The sequence below is a fragment of the Methylobacterium sp. WL103 genome, assembly GCF_008039885.1.
GTDB lineage: Bacteria > Pseudomonadota > Alphaproteobacteria > Rhizobiales > Beijerinckiaceae > Methylobacterium > Methylobacterium cerastii.
The window spans coordinates 1-12,672 of record NZ_VRUX01000074.1 but is presented as its reverse complement, the minus strand read 5'-3'; the positions used below and the strand labels follow the sequence as shown (position 1 = coordinate 12,672).

The following is a 12,672-nucleotide window of genomic DNA, read 5'->3' as shown; positions in this document are numbered from 1 at the left end:
CTCGGCCGACAACGCCCACGCCTACGTCCTCAACCGCGACCTCAGCGTCGCCGTGGTGGACCGGGCGAAGAACGCGGTCATCTCGACGATGAAGCCCTGAGGCGACGCGCGCCGGGGGCCTTATCGCGGCCGGCGCGTTCTCGGTGTCAACACGTCACGAACGCAGGACAAAGACCCCATGCTCGGCCTGTTCCAGCGCAAGGACCGCCTCATCGTCCACGGCAAGGCGCCCTACAACGCCGAGCCTCCCCTCGATCGCCTACGCGCCGCCTTCCTCACCGACCAGGCTGACTTCTACGTCCGCAGCCACGGCGACATCCCGGATCTCGACGCCGACAGCTACCGCCTGAGCGTCGACGGGATGGTCGCGACGCCGCTCGAACTGTCCATTGCCGATCTGAAGGCGCGGTTCGCACCCATCACCGTCACGGCGGTGATGCAATGCGCCGGCAACCGCCGGGCGGACATGCTGGCGGTGGCCCCGGTCGCCGGCGACCCGTGGGCGGCCGGCGCCATAGGCAACGCGAAATGGACTGGGGTGCGCCTCGCCGACGTTCTGCGCGCAGCCGGCATCGATGCGGGCGATACGCGCCACGTCGCATTCGAGAGCCACGACCGGATCGCGGACACGGACACGCGTTTCGGCGTCTCGATCCCGCTCGGCAAGGCGCTGGCCCCCGAGACGTTGGTCGCCTTCGCGATGAACGACGAGCCTCTCGCCCCGGAGCATGGGCACCCCCTGCGTGTGGTGGTGCCGGGATTTGCCGGTATCCGCAGCCCGAAATGGCTCGCCCGCATCACGGTGCAGGATCACCCCTCCAACAACCCGATGCAGGCCGACGACTACAAGCTGTTTCCGCCCGATGTGACCGCCGAGACCGCGGACCCTGTCCACGGCATCACCATCGAGGCGATGCCGCTTAACAGCGCGATCTGCGAGCCCGCCCGCGGCGCAGCGTTAAAGGCCGGCCGGCACGCGATCCGCGGCTACGCCATCGCCAGTGACCGCGCGGTCGCCCGCGTCGATGTCTCGACGGATGGCGGTCGCAGCTGGGCGCAGGCCCGGATCGACCGCGACGCCGACGCGCCCTACGCCTGGACGTTCTGGGAGATCGAGCGCGAGCTGACGACCGGCGAGCACGAACTCGCGGTGCGGGCTTGGGATTCCGCCGGCCAGACACAGCCTGCGGCGCCGGACGACACCTGGAACTACAAGGGCTACCTCAGCGCCGCCTGGCACCGGGTGCGGGTAACGGTGGCCTGACCGTCACGCCCAGAGCAGGGCGGTGGCCGCGAGGCCCGAGATCGCGATGAGCAGGGCCGCAACCCCGACGGTGAGGATGCGCGGCATCATCGGGATCTCGGCATGTGCGAGTCGCGCCCGGATCGCCCGGTCCCGCCATGCGGCGCCGGCGAACGATGCGAGCGCACAGGCGATCAGCGTGAGCGACAGCACCTTTAGTGGCCAGACCGCCAGCACCTCTCGCAGGAAGCGCTGCGCGGCCAGGCCGACGCCAAGGAAGGCGAGCCCGGTGCGAAGCCACGCCACGAAGGTGCGCTCGGCTGCCAGTACCGTGCGGTCCTCGGCGAGCCTGACCCGCGGGTCGTCGGGGGGAACGGGCATCGCAGGTTCCCTCATCCGGCAGCCGCCTCCTCGATCAGGTCGAGCAGCGCGTCGGCGGCCCGGCTGCGGTAGCGCTCCTTGTGGCGCAGCACCCGGAACGGACGGCTCGGCAGGGCAAACGCCGCCCGCACCAGCGTTCCGGCCCGAAGCGCAGCTGCCACTACGGTCTCGGACAGAACGGCGGCCCCGCCTCCGGCCTCGATGGCGGCGCGGACCGCCTCGTTGGAAGGCAGTTCGAGCGTGACCCGAAGCCGGGCCACGGCCAGACCGGCCTCCGTGAGCGCTGCCTCGAAGGCCGAGCGGGTTCCCGATCCCGCCTCGCGCAGCACCCAATCGGCCCCGGCGAGGTCCTCGGGTGCGAGCGCTGTCGCCCCTGCGAAGGGATGTGTTGGGGCGACCACGAGGACGAGTTGGTCCCGCGCGATGGTGGTGCTCGCAAGCGTCGGGTCGTCCAACGCCCCCTCGACGAAGCCGAGTTCGGCCGTCCCCGCGCGCACCGCGTCGGCGGCATCGGCGGTATTGCCCACGGCCAAGCGAACGGCGATCTCGGGATAGGCCCGGCGGAAGGCGACGAGGTGGCGCGGCAGCCAGTCGCTGGCGATGGTCTGGCTGGCGTAGAGCGTCAGCGTCCCCCGTCGCAGGCCGCTGAGGTCGGCGAGCACCAGTTCGGCGGCTTCCGCCCGGGCGAGCACCGCGCGAGCCTCGATGAGGAATACGCGCCCCGCCTCGGTGAGTTCGATCCCGCGGCCGACCCGGTGAAACAGCTTCGTCGCGTGCCGCCCCTCGATATTGGCGATCGCCGTGCTGACCGCCGATTGGACAAGGTTCAGCGCCTCGGCAGCTCGGGTCACGTGCTGCCGCTCGGCCACCGCCACGAAGATGCGAAGCTGGTCGAGGGTCACGGCTGCCGCCGATCCGGCGCGAGGCCACGGACCTGCTCATCGACCGCCTGTGCGACGGTTGGCAGCCGGGCCTCGTGGGTGCGACCGGTGACGACGCAGGACATGCCGCCATCGAACCACAAGAAGGCGGCGACGTCGCCCTCGGTGGCGACGACGTGATGCGACGGGGTCATGACGGCTCCTTCAGTGACCGGAATGCTAGGAGGTAGGCTGGGGCTGAACGGCCGGCGCGCGGACCGTCCGGGCATCGCGCAGGGTCGCGCCGCCGGCGAGGCCCGTCGCCGCCTTCGGTACGGCGATGCGCTGGGATAGGTAGATTCCGTTATGGCCCGAGCAGAGGTAGGCTAGGAAGCAGGCCACCGCGAGGTAGACCCCATGGGTCGCGCCGAACAGCTCGATACCCATCAGCGTGCAGGCGAGCGGTGTGTTAGCGGCACCGGCGAACACCGCGACGAACCCTAGGGCCGCGAACAGGTCCACGGGCGCGCCGAGCACCCCGGCCAGGGCGTTCCCGAGGGCGGCCCCGATGAAGAACAGCGGCGTGACCTCGCCGCCCTTGAACCCCGCGCTCAGGGTCACGACCGTGAAGAGAATCTTGAGGGCCCAGCTCCAGGGATGGACGTCCGGTCCGAAGAAACCGGTGATGGTCAGCCCGCCGGAGTTGGCGGCTGTTACGCCGAGCCCGAGGTAGTCCCGTGTGCCGAAAGCGTAGACGAGGCCGATGACGGCAAGGCCGCCGATCACCGGCCGGAGCGGTCCGTACGGGACCCAACGCTTGAGCCATCCCCCGAGGACGTGGTTGGCCTCGGCGAACACAAGCCCGACGATACCGAACGCGACCCCTGCAAGGGCTACCTTGGCCAGGAGTAACGGCTCCACGGTCAGTGGCTTGCCGCTACCGGCGAGAAAGTCGACGCGGTAGAGTGCGTGGTGGATGCCCCAGGCCTGGCAGGTCCAGTCGCCGACCACCGCGGCGAGGAGGCAGGGCACCAGCGCGGCGTACTCGACCCGACCGACAGCCAAAACTTCCAGTGCGAACACGGCCCCGGCGATGGGCGTACCGAAGACGGCCCCGAACCCGGCGGCGATGCCTGCCATCAGGAGGACGCGTACGCCGGCGGCATCGACCCCGAACATCCTGCCGAACGCGCTGGCAAGGCTGCCTCCCATCTGGACGGCAGTACCCTCGCGGCCGGCAGATCCGCCGAACAGGTGCGTGACGATGGTGCCGAGGAAGATCAGCGGTGCCATCCGGAGCGGCACGCCCCCGTCCGGATCGTGGATCTCCTCGACGATGAGGTTGTTGCCGCCTTCGACGCTCTTCCCGAACAGGAGGTAGAGAAGACCGACGGCGAAGCCGCCGACGGGGAGCAGGAACAGGAACCAGGAATGATCGAAGCGCGCGCGGGTGGCCTCGTCGAGGCTCCACAGGAAGGCGGCGCAGAGCGTGCCCACGGCGACAGCCATCGGCAACAGGATGACCGACCAGCGCGCCACCGAGATGGCGTGCGACCGGCGTGTCCGCAGGAAGCCAGCTAGATCCAGGTCGTGAAACAGGTTCCGGAATGACGCGCGCATGAATCCTCCAGTTCGCAAAAGCGCGAAAAGTAGGAGTCATCAGCCGCATCAGGGATCGGCGGTTCGGCTCAAGGCCCGGCAGACACCATTACCGTCGAGGGTTTATGTTGCCGTTGCCTGCCTGCGGTCAATCCCATGTGATCAACGAAGGCCACTTTCGGTTCCAGCGCAACTAGCCTTCAGAAGCGAGGTTGGGTCGTGGGCGGAACGTCGGCTTCAGGGCGAAGGGTCAGAGTCCGCTCCCGACCCATTGCAGAAGTTCGGAAGGTCCGCTCTCGGGCGCTTGGTGAAACCCTGCTAAAGTCGCGGGGGTGCCTAGCACCCATCATTGCGTCAGGAGGAGCCTGCCAGATGTCGGGCCAACGCCCTTCGGCACCGGCACGCTCGTCGCGCCATAGTTCGCGTTGAGGACGAGGTTCGGGCCTTCGTAGAGGTTGATCTGTCGCGCCACGATCACGGTGTAGGCCGACTGGTCGGCCACTGGCTTCGTCGCATCGATGACGAGGCGGCCGCTCGGCAGGTAGATCGTGCCGAGCATGGTGCGGGCGTTGTCGCTGATGATGCGGTAGGTCCGCATCAACTTCGTGACACTGAGCGGCGCGGGCGTCGGCGAGATCAGAACCCCGACGAGCGCCTGCAACAGCACTACAGGATCGATCGGCAGCGTGACGGTGCGCTCCTCCGACATCAGGAGGCCGGCCATTATGCCGGTCGTCGGCGCGCTGAGGCTTATGGTGGTACCCTTGTCGAACAGTAGGCCAGCCTTGTCGCCGGTGAAGTAGAGCGCCACGTCGGTGCCTGTCAGCGTGGCGGTCATATCGACGAACAGCGGACCGTCCTTCATCACGTAGATGCCCGGCTTCAGCGTGACGACGGCCGATTGAGTGATCCTCAGGCCACCGCAGTAGGTGCCCGGTTCGAGCGTCATGTTGGTGCTGATTGTCTTGATACCGAAGACATTGAGGAGGTTGAGCGGGAAGGGCAACGAAGCGCAGGCGCCGATCGGCGGTGCGGCGCGGTCCTTCAGCGGGTCCTCGATCACCGGACAGCCGGTTTGCGGAAGCGGCGAAAAGTTCGCCCGTATCCCAAGATAGCCGCCTGCCGAACAGATCGTCTGTGCCTTGGCGATCGCGTTCTGCTGCCCGACCATGCCAATCTGAGCAGAGGAGTTGGAATAGAGCGCGCAGTCGGTAGCGGTGACTTGCGCGCTTTTTTGAAGGTTGAAGGCACCAATCGCGGCGGGATCGAGCGCCAGCATGCAAAGGCGCATCCGACCGACAACGCTCGCCTGTGCCTTCACCGCAATCTTCACTTCAGATAGGCCGACGAAGCTGCCGAAGGTGAGCTTGAAGTTCTCCGATGCGGTCGCGGCCACGCTGGTCTTGTCGGTGGCGACGGTGACCTGAACGGTCAATGGCCGATCGGGTGGCGATTTTGCCTCGGACCGGATCGTCTGCTCGGTGACACTGCTCACCGCGGCAGTGTTCGACAACGCGAGCTTGAGGGAGCCGCCTCCGGCTAGTGTTCCCGCATCGACAGCGCCCTGGAGCAGGTTCCGCCGGGCGGCGAGGCGCGCATAGTCGATGCCGCCGCCAACGAGGCCGAGCAGCACCGTCGCGGCCAGACAGAAGATGACAGCGACGGCACCGCGACGATCATCGACGAAGGCTTGGGCGCCCTGCTGGACCCTACCAAGCACTTTCGTCGAACGAGGCTGGGTTGCACCGCTAGCCTTCTCCATCCTTAATCGAGCCCCGGACCATCCCAATCGATTGGGGACTTTGGCAGAAGGGGATGATGAGGCCGTTAATTTGGGTGAAGATTATAGGCGCTATAGCTGCGATGCGCACTGAGCGATCCTTCAGGCTAGATGTACCTCCTATTTACCCAGGGTTGTATCGCAGGGATAGGCCGCACGGAATGACTGCATCATCGGAACGACGTAGATAGACTTTAGGTCGTCGGGATGCTGTATCATGTAGAGCGAAAATGCAGTCACAGCATCGACTAGCTTGGTGCCTTCGGACGAACAGATCGCGCCAGCAGCAATCTCTGTAGCCAGCATCGTGCGGACTGCCCCTAGACACTCTCCGACACGGCCCATTGTAGCCGCATCTTGCCTTGAACGACCCTTACGAGCGAACTTGATGAACTGATTGCAGCCGTCAATGATATCCTCGGCTGCCTCTCCTGAGGGAGCACTTAGAGCAGGATAGGAAAGCGATATTAAAACGAGTGGAACCGATGCGAAGTGACAGAAAGTGCTGAAAATATTCATGCGCGAGGTGACTGTCCTAGTTCTGCGATCGGACCCGCAGCGCCGCGCTACGGACTGCCATTCTTAACGCTCCTGCCAAATCTCAGGAGCGTCCACGTCGCAAGCGATCTACTTGAAAGAAGGACTACACGACACCTGCCGTGGTGTGGCCCTGAAACGTTTTCTTCGGAGAAGAAGGCACAAGTCCGCTCTCCATCCGAAGCAGGCCGTGCACGATCCAGGGATTAGGCACCGTTTTAGACAAACTGCAGAACACGCTATCGACCGTTAAAGCCGCCCGATCGCTCGCCCCAAGCTAAACAGAAGTAGGTTGGCCGCGAGGAGAACCTCGGAAGGCGCATCGTCACCGAGGGCATGCTTCAACGATATGGCTAGGTCGGCGGCGTGGATCAGCGGCTCTCTCGCGACCGGTGCCTTGTTCAGGACGTACCGCTCCCCACCGTCACGCATCTCGGTGATGTCGATCAGGATACCGCGCGAGCGGATGGGCCGCCCCACCGGGTCGAGATGAGACCGCCCGCGATTGAGGAGCCATCGGACTGAGCCGTTCTCCGCAAGGACGCGGTACTCGGCCAGCACAAGGCCGCCTGCCTTCGCAGCCCGCTTCATGTGATCGGCAAGCCATTCCTGGTCCAACGGATGAACAGCGGCTGCGGCGATCGCTCCACTGATCTCGCAATCGGCAAGATCTGAGTCGCCGGTCAACAACCGGGCCGCTCCGGCATCATAGACGACCACGCCACGAACATGGTCCCAATCCCACGTTCCAACGACGGAGGAGGCATCGAGCGAAGCACGCAAGTGCTCCACATCCTCGTGGAAGCCATCGATCGCATTAACGCGCATATGCTTCCTCTCTTGAGGCCGATTTGAAGCCACGAACGTGGCGCAGCCCTAATAAGTTTCACATAAGACAATTTTAGATCACAAAATTTTCGCATGCAACCTATCTCTATGAAATCAAATGTGATTTAGAATATTTTTCTCGAAGCGTTCTCAGGTGATGGAGCTCCCCCAATGCTCACTCCCGCTGGCGACGGTAGCCGATCCGATCGCGTAAACTCGACCTTAAACAAGCTCGCTGAGGCTCTCGACTGTTCGTTGGAAGCGTTCTCGCGATCTACCTCATGCGATCTGAGCCAGAGCCTTGAACTTTTGCACCTGTGGCACTCGATCGAGAGCAGCGACGTCCGCGCAGAAATCCTAAGACATGTGCGGAGCATAACCCTCCGTGCGTAAGGACGACCCCTGCATCTCGGTCTGCGAGTTCAACGGCCGGACCGGCTGGTGCCTGGGCTGCGGTCGTACCATCCCGGAGATCCGCGAATGGAAGAAGCTGACGCCCTACCGGCGAACGGTGCTCCTGCGTGAGTTGCCGCGCCGCGTGGCGCAGGTCGATGGCGCGGCCTGACCATCCAAGAAGCGCACCTGAGGCGCCTTGTAGCTTCCTCGCGCGCGTGGGCCATTGGTCGCAGGCGGAACGTCCGCTTCTGGCCGAGCAGCCAACGTCTGGTTGCCACCCCGAGCCGAAGTTGCCGGACGGCCTACCAATGATCGCTTATGGGACGCTCCCACGGCGACCTCGGCGACCGGGTTAAGTCGCAAGCGGCATGTTCGCTTTCGAGGTGTGACCATCATCGATTAGTGACGCATGGCGGAAGCTCGGTTCCTAGCGCGGTTGCAGTCACGTGGCAGAACGCCATTCGATAATTCTTCGTGCCGATTGGCGCTTTTGCACATCGCGCGAACGAGCACCGCCCGCTTTTCGGTCGTGTAGCGCTTTCGAACGAGGTCGGATTTCGTGTAGCCACGTCGATTGTCCGAACGGCAAGAACAGGCCACTTCTAAGCGGCAGGTCGAAGGTTCGAGCCCTTCCGGGGTCGCCACGCCAACCTGCTCACCAGCGACCGCGTCCCGGCGCTCACACCGACCCGACCTCTTCGAGATCGAGCGTCAGGGTGGCGCGCAAAACGACCTTGCCGTTCTGGTCCCGGACGATCGCGAGGTAGTCCTGGCGGTCGGTGACCGCATCGAGCAGTTGCGCCACCCGCCGCATCACCTGGACCAACCTGGCTTGCGCCGCCGCGATGTCGGGGAGGTCGAAGCCCTGGGTGTCGCGGACGAAATTCGTTCCGTCGTGAAGATCGATGTAGAACAGCGGCATCCGACGCACCTACCGTGGGAACCGCCTGCTACGTACACCGAGGGGTGGTTGCGAGGTACGGCTACGTAGTCGCAGGTTGCATCATAGGCTTCGCTCGACGCGTTCCTCGATCTCGGACAGAGAGAGCGCGACTTGCCGCGGTGGACGCTCGCGAATGCCGCCGGTCGGTCGGCTCATGCACCGGCATTCGCGACACCATCCCGCGACAAATCTCTTGAACTTTCGAAGGGCGCTTTCGTGAGCTTCCTCGTTCTTCAGGCCGAAGGGCCGCGTTTCGCGTGCTCGGGGGTAGCAGGCCTAATGGGTTTGGCGCGATGACGGATGCACGCCTCGACGAGGCTCGAGCCCGACTGCTCACCGTTTCCGACATGCCCGGCTTGGTTGTGGCCCTGCGCGAGACGGCGCGTTCTATCGCGGAGTCCGACGGGATCGCCGTGGTGCTGCGGGACGGCGACTTCTGCCACTACGTCGCCGAGGACGCGATCCGCCCGCTCTGGCGCGGACGTCGGTTCCGCCTGGAGGCGTGCATCTCCGGTTGGGTGATGCTGAACCGGCAGATGGCGGTCATCCACGACATCGAAGCAGATACTCGCCTTCCTGTCGCGGTGTATCAATCCGCCTCGATGCGCAGCCTGGTGATGATGCCGATCGGCTCGCCGGAGCCCTCGGCCGCGCTCGGCGCCTACTGGAGCGCCTGGGTCGAACTCGACGACGGCACGGTCGGACGCCTGCAGGCCTTGGCCGACATGGCGACCGAGACCATGGTGCGGCTGCAGGCGGCCGACTACGCCGTCGTCCCCCGCGAGCCGGCGCTCAGCGCTTGAGCGCGGCGCCTAAGATCGAATCCGGTCTCGTGCCGGAACGTCGCATCCTACCCTGGGTTGGTCGAAGCGTGCATCACGCCAACCACTAGGGAGAAACGCCATGAAAGCGCTCACGCTCGCCCTCGCCGGAACGCTGCTCCTCGGATCGGTCGCCCTTGCCGCCGAGGGTGGTTCGGGCACCACCAAATCCGGCACCATGAACAGCACAGGCCCGAACGATGCCGGCGCGGGCTCGTCCCCGGGCGCGGCAGGCAGCGGGCCGACCACCGGCGACAAGAGCCGCTCCGGCACGTCCAACAGCACCGGCGCCAACGATGCCGGCGCCGGATCGACGCCGGGCGCATCCGGCAAGGGCACCAGCGCGCCCACCCGCTGAGAGCGGGTTCGCCCCGTGGGATCGGTCGGCCGGCCGACTGATCCCTAATGCCAAAGGACTTTCGCGAGGCCGAACCTCTGCGCCGCGGGAGGCGGCACACGGAGCATTGGAGTGCCGAACAGGCTCCGTAATCGCGATTCCTATTGATCGACACGGACGCGTGTTCCGGACAGCGCCTGAAAAACCGAAACCATCGCGCTCCCCGATCGCCGACGAGGCGATACGATGTCGTGTGTACGGAACCGTCCGACGGGGAACGCTCCCTGACAGACGACGTTCTAGCGGGGAAGCGCGGCTGTTCGCGCCCGGGTTCTGTCAGCATGCCTACGCCTTCCCCCGGTCCCCGAAGCGCGTCGTCGGAGGACGGGTCGGTCGTCTGGATGCTGATGCTGGGTTCGGCGCTGATCGCCCTCGTGGCGGCGCAGACGCGGAAGGGCATGCCGGAGGCGACCGCCACCGCGGATCCAGCTTTCGAGCCGCGGCCGCATCAGCGGGTCGCGCCGAACGGGCAGGCCGGCGCACGGTCGCATTCCGGCCGGTCGGCGCAGCGCGTCGCCGACACCCAGCCCGAGCGCGGCCGGGCCGCCACCGATCCCACCCAGATCACGGCCGCCGGCTGGAAGGACGTCGCGGTTCGCACGTTCCTCGAGTTCAACAAGGACCGCGTGCTGTCGGTCGCCGCAGGCGTCACCTTCTACACCCTGCTGTCGCTGTTTCCGGCGGTGGCGGCGCTCGTCTCCTGCTACGGGCTCTTCGCCGACGTGAACGTCATCAACGATCACCTCGCCAGCCTGCAGGGCGTGCTACCCTCGGGTGCGATCGAGATCATCGGCGAACAGGTCAAGCGGATCGCCGCCAAGGGCGGCGGCACCCTCGGGTTGACGTTCTTCACCAGCCTTGTGCTGTCGTTGTGGAGCGCGAACGCCGCGATGAAGGCGATGTTCGACGCGCTGAACGTCGTCTACGAAGAGCAGGAGAAGCGTAGCTTCGTCATGCTGAACCTGCGCTCGCTCACCTTCACCGTCGGCGCCCTGGTGTTCACGATCTTCGCGCTCGGCTCGATCGTGGTGCTGCCGGTGGTGTTCAACTTCATCGGTATCAGCGAGGGCGCCTGGTATGTCGCGGCCCTGCGCTGGCCTGCGCTGGTGTTCGTGCTGCTCGGCGGCCTGTCGCTGCTCTATCGCTACGGCCCTAGCCGCGAGCGCGCCCGCTGGCGTTGGGTCGGGGTCGGCAGCGTCGTGGCGGGCCTGCTCTGGCTCGTGGCCTCGCTGCTGTTCTCCTGGTACGTCTCCAGCTTCGGCAATTACAACGAGACCTACGGCTCGCTGGGCGCCGTGATCGGCTTCATGACCTGGATCTGGATCTCCTCCACGATCGTGCTGCTCGGCGGCGAGATCAACGCCGAGATCGAGCATCAGACCGGTCAGGACACCACCACGGGACCCGCCCTGCCGCTCGGCGAGCGCGAGGCGCGCATGGCCGACACCGTCGGCGCGGCGGCGTGACCGGCTCGCAGGCGCGGCCGCCCGGCCCCATATCGCGCCGACATCCACAAGCGGAGGATACGATGAGCGGATCGGATACGATGTCGGCGCCGGAGGCCCGGAGCGAGGCCGAGTGGAAGGCGACGCTCACGCCCGAGCAGTACCGGGTGCTGCGCGAGCACGGCACCGAGCGCGCCGGCACGAGTTGCTTGCTCGCGGAAAAGCGCCCGGGCACCTTCACCTGCGCCGGATGCGGCACGCCTCTCTTCGTCAACGAGACCAAGTTCGAATCCGGAACCGGCTGGCCGAGCTTCTTCGAGCCGCTCCCCGGCGCAGTCGAGACGCAGGTCGATCGCAGCCACTGGATGGTTCGCACCGAGGCGCATTGCGCCCGCTGCAAGGGGCATCTCGGCCACGTCTTCGACGACGGCCCGGCGCCGACGGGCCTCCGTTACTGCATGAACGGAACATCCCTCGCGTTCGCGCCGAAGGAGCCGGCCTCGGGAACGGTCTGAGGCAGGATAACGAGCGTCATCCAAGGTCTTGCGGCGTCCCGGTCTTGATTTCGTCGGCTTTTTGCTTAGTCCCTAAGCGGATCGACGGGCGGCGAAGGCCCTTTCCTTGGCGGACGACAGGCACGCGCCGCCAGGATCGACGCGCGGGACGGCCGGGCGTTTTAACGCTTCGCCCGGCCTCCCCTGCGGTCTTCGCCGCACGAAGCAGTACGGGCGGCATCTCCGGCGGTCGCCGGAGCGTCCTTGAGCGGAGGTTGAGTATGAGCGTCGTCCGGCGGTTTCTCGTGGCACCGGCCCTGGTGCGTCTGATCCGCAAGGAGCGCGGCGGCGGCCGGATCACCGAAGGCTACTTTGCACCCCAGGGCGGGCGGACCTCGTTCGTCCGGGTCGACGGGCAGCAATGCCACCTCGTCCTGGTGACCAAGGATGCGCAGGGTGCGGCCGCCGAGGAGCGGACCGACGTTCCCCGCGCCCACGGCGACGCGCTGCTAGACGTCTGCTCCGGCAAGGCCGCCTACGACCGCACCGCGGTGTCGCTCGGCGCGAAGGAGGCGATCATCGACCGCTACGTCAGCCCGGGCAGCCTCGATCTGGTCAGCGTGAGCTTCGACGAGCCCGGCGAGGCCGCGGCCTTCAGCGCCCCGGCTTGGTTCGGGCGTGACGTGACGGACGACGCCACTTTCGATCGCCAGGCGCTGGCGCTCCAAGGCATCCCGTCCACGGGCGAGATCGGTCTGAGCAACGCGGCGCTCGACGCCGTCCTCGACCTGATCGAGCCGCGCTTCGGCTTCGGCCGCTACGGCGCGAATACGCGGACCGGCGACAAACCGGCCGAGAAGGACGGCGTCGTCGACGCGCTGCGGCGGATCGCGGGTTCCGGCGCGCCGGCTGTAGCAGCGGCAGTTGCCGCCGCGCCCGTCGTCGAGG

At 66.1% G+C, this 12,672-nt stretch carries 14 protein-coding genes and 1 riboswitch; of the genes, 7 read left to right on the top strand and 7 right to left on the bottom strand.

What is annotated here, in order from left to right; genetic code table 11:
• Window positions 1-178 precede the first annotated feature (178 nt).
• A complete protein-coding gene (locus FV222_RS07470) occupies window positions 179-1,264 on the top strand; it encodes a sulfite oxidase (RefSeq protein WP_147813695.1) in 1,086 nt (361 codons plus the stop codon).
• A 3-nt stretch (window positions 1,265-1,267) separates the two neighbouring features.
• Here the strand turns inward: FV222_RS07470 and FV222_RS07465 are convergent, their stop codons facing one another.
• The 6 genes from FV222_RS07465 to FV222_RS07440 all read right to left on the bottom strand — a co-directional run bounded on the left by FV222_RS07465 (window position 1,268) and on the right by FV222_RS07440 (window position 7,228).
• The gene (locus tag FV222_RS07465; RefSeq protein ID WP_246685365.1) at window positions 1,268-1,624 is read right to left on the bottom strand and encodes a DUF202 domain-containing protein; all 357 of its coding nucleotides are present in this window, start codon (window positions 1,622-1,624) and stop codon (window positions 1,268-1,270) included.
• An 11-nt stretch (window positions 1,625-1,635) separates the two neighbouring features.
• Window positions 1,636-2,526, bottom strand: coding sequence for a LysR substrate-binding domain-containing protein (locus tag FV222_RS07460; RefSeq protein WP_147813691.1), 891 nt, complete (start codon window positions 2,524-2,526; stop codon window positions 1,636-1,638).
• Window positions 2,523-2,699, bottom strand: a complete 177-nt coding sequence (locus FV222_RS07455) for a hypothetical protein (protein ID WP_246685364.1) — start codon at window positions 2,697-2,699, stop codon at window positions 2,523-2,525. The genes FV222_RS07460 and FV222_RS07455 overlap by 4 nt, the downstream gene beginning before the upstream one ends.
• A gap of 25 nt (window positions 2,700-2,724) precedes the next feature.
• A complete protein-coding gene (locus FV222_RS07450; protein ID WP_147813690.1) occupies window positions 2,725-4,104 on the bottom strand; it encodes a voltage-gated chloride channel family protein in 1,380 nt (459 codons plus the stop codon).
• A gap of 23 nt (window positions 4,105-4,127) precedes the next feature.
• Window positions 4,128-4,206: riboswitch (Fluoride riboswitch) on the bottom strand.
• Between the two features lie 223 nt (window positions 4,207-4,429).
• A complete protein-coding gene (locus tag FV222_RS07445) occupies window positions 4,430-5,845 on the bottom strand; it encodes a TadE/TadG family type IV pilus assembly protein (protein WP_147813688.1) in 1,416 nt (471 codons plus the stop codon).
• An 804-nt stretch (window positions 5,846-6,649) separates the two neighbouring features.
• A complete protein-coding gene (locus tag FV222_RS07440; RefSeq protein ID WP_147813686.1) occupies window positions 6,650-7,228 on the bottom strand; it encodes a PAS domain-containing protein in 579 nt (192 codons plus the stop codon).
• A gap of 385 nt (window positions 7,229-7,613) precedes the next feature.
• Between FV222_RS07440 and FV222_RS07435 the strand changes: the two genes are divergently transcribed.
• Window positions 7,614-7,793 carry a DUF1289 domain-containing protein gene (locus FV222_RS07435; RefSeq protein WP_147813685.1) on the top strand — a complete coding sequence of 60 codons (180 nt, stop codon included), beginning with the start codon at window positions 7,614-7,616 and terminating at the stop codon, window positions 7,791-7,793.
• Between the two features lie 510 nt (window positions 7,794-8,303).
• On the opposite strand, the gene FV222_RS07430 is transcribed toward FV222_RS07435, so the two are convergent.
• Window positions 8,304-8,546, bottom strand: coding sequence for a hypothetical protein (locus FV222_RS07430; protein WP_147764940.1), 243 nt, complete (start codon window positions 8,544-8,546; stop codon window positions 8,304-8,306).
• A gap of 368 nt (window positions 8,547-8,914) precedes the next feature.
• On the opposite strand from FV222_RS07430, the gene FV222_RS07425 reads away from it, so the two are divergent.
• From FV222_RS07425 to FV222_RS07405, 5 genes are all read left to right on the top strand, one after another.
• The gene (locus FV222_RS07425; protein WP_246685366.1) at window positions 8,915-9,370 is read left to right on the top strand and encodes a GAF domain-containing protein; all 456 of its coding nucleotides are present in this window, start codon (window positions 8,915-8,917) and stop codon (window positions 9,368-9,370) included.
• Between the two features lie 100 nt (window positions 9,371-9,470).
• On the top strand, window positions 9,471-9,746 hold the full coding sequence (locus FV222_RS07420; RefSeq protein ID WP_147764878.1) for a hypothetical protein: 276 nt from the start codon (window positions 9,471-9,473) through the stop codon (window positions 9,744-9,746).
• Window positions 9,747-10,066: 320 nt separating this feature from the next.
• Window positions 10,067-11,251 carry a YihY/virulence factor BrkB family protein gene (locus tag FV222_RS07415; RefSeq protein ID WP_187277250.1) on the top strand — a complete coding sequence of 395 codons (1,185 nt, stop codon included), beginning with the start codon at window positions 10,067-10,069 and terminating at the stop codon, window positions 11,249-11,251.
• 62 nt (window positions 11,252-11,313) lie between these two features.
• The gene (gene msrB / locus FV222_RS07410; protein ID WP_147764877.1) at window positions 11,314-11,745 is read left to right on the top strand and encodes a peptide-methionine (R)-S-oxide reductase MsrB; all 432 of its coding nucleotides are present in this window, start codon (window positions 11,314-11,316) and stop codon (window positions 11,743-11,745) included.
• A gap of 260 nt (window positions 11,746-12,005) precedes the next feature.
• A partial coding sequence (locus FV222_RS07405; RefSeq protein ID WP_246685363.1) for a hypothetical protein occupies window positions 12,006-12,672 on the top strand: 667 nt, incomplete at its 3' end.

Coding starts and splice junctions, on each gene's coding strand:
- FV222_RS07470 (WP_147813695.1), top strand. CDS start 179: ATGCTCGGCCTGTTCCAGCGCAAGGACCGCCTCATCGTCCACGGCAAG.
- FV222_RS07465 (WP_246685365.1), bottom strand. CDS start 1,624: ATGCCCGTTCCCCCCGACGACCCGCGGGTCAGGCTCGCCGAGGACCGC.
- FV222_RS07455 (WP_246685364.1), bottom strand. CDS start 2,699: ATGACCCCGTCGCATCACGTCGTCGCCACCGAGGGCGACGTCGCCGCC.
- FV222_RS07450 (WP_147813690.1), bottom strand. CDS start 4,104: ATGCGCGCGTCATTCCGGAACCTGTTTCACGACCTGGATCTAGCTGGC.
- FV222_RS07445 (WP_147813688.1), bottom strand. CDS start 5,845: ATGGAGAAGGCTAGCGGTGCAACCCAGCCTCGTTCGACGAAAGTGCTT.
- FV222_RS07440 (WP_147813686.1), bottom strand. CDS start 7,228: ATGCGCGTTAATGCGATCGATGGCTTCCACGAGGATGTGGAGCACTTG.
- FV222_RS07430 (WP_147764940.1), bottom strand. CDS start 8,546: ATGCCGCTGTTCTACATCGATCTTCACGACGGAACGAATTTCGTCCGC.
- FV222_RS07425 (WP_246685366.1), top strand. CDS start 8,915: ATGCCCGGCTTGGTTGTGGCCCTGCGCGAGACGGCGCGTTCTATCGCG.
- FV222_RS07420 (WP_147764878.1), top strand. CDS start 9,471: ATGAAAGCGCTCACGCTCGCCCTCGCCGGAACGCTGCTCCTCGGATCG.
- FV222_RS07415 (WP_187277250.1), top strand. CDS start 10,067: ATGCCTACGCCTTCCCCCGGTCCCCGAAGCGCGTCGTCGGAGGACGGG.
- msrB (WP_147764877.1), top strand. CDS start 11,314: ATGAGCGGATCGGATACGATGTCGGCGCCGGAGGCCCGGAGCGAGGCC.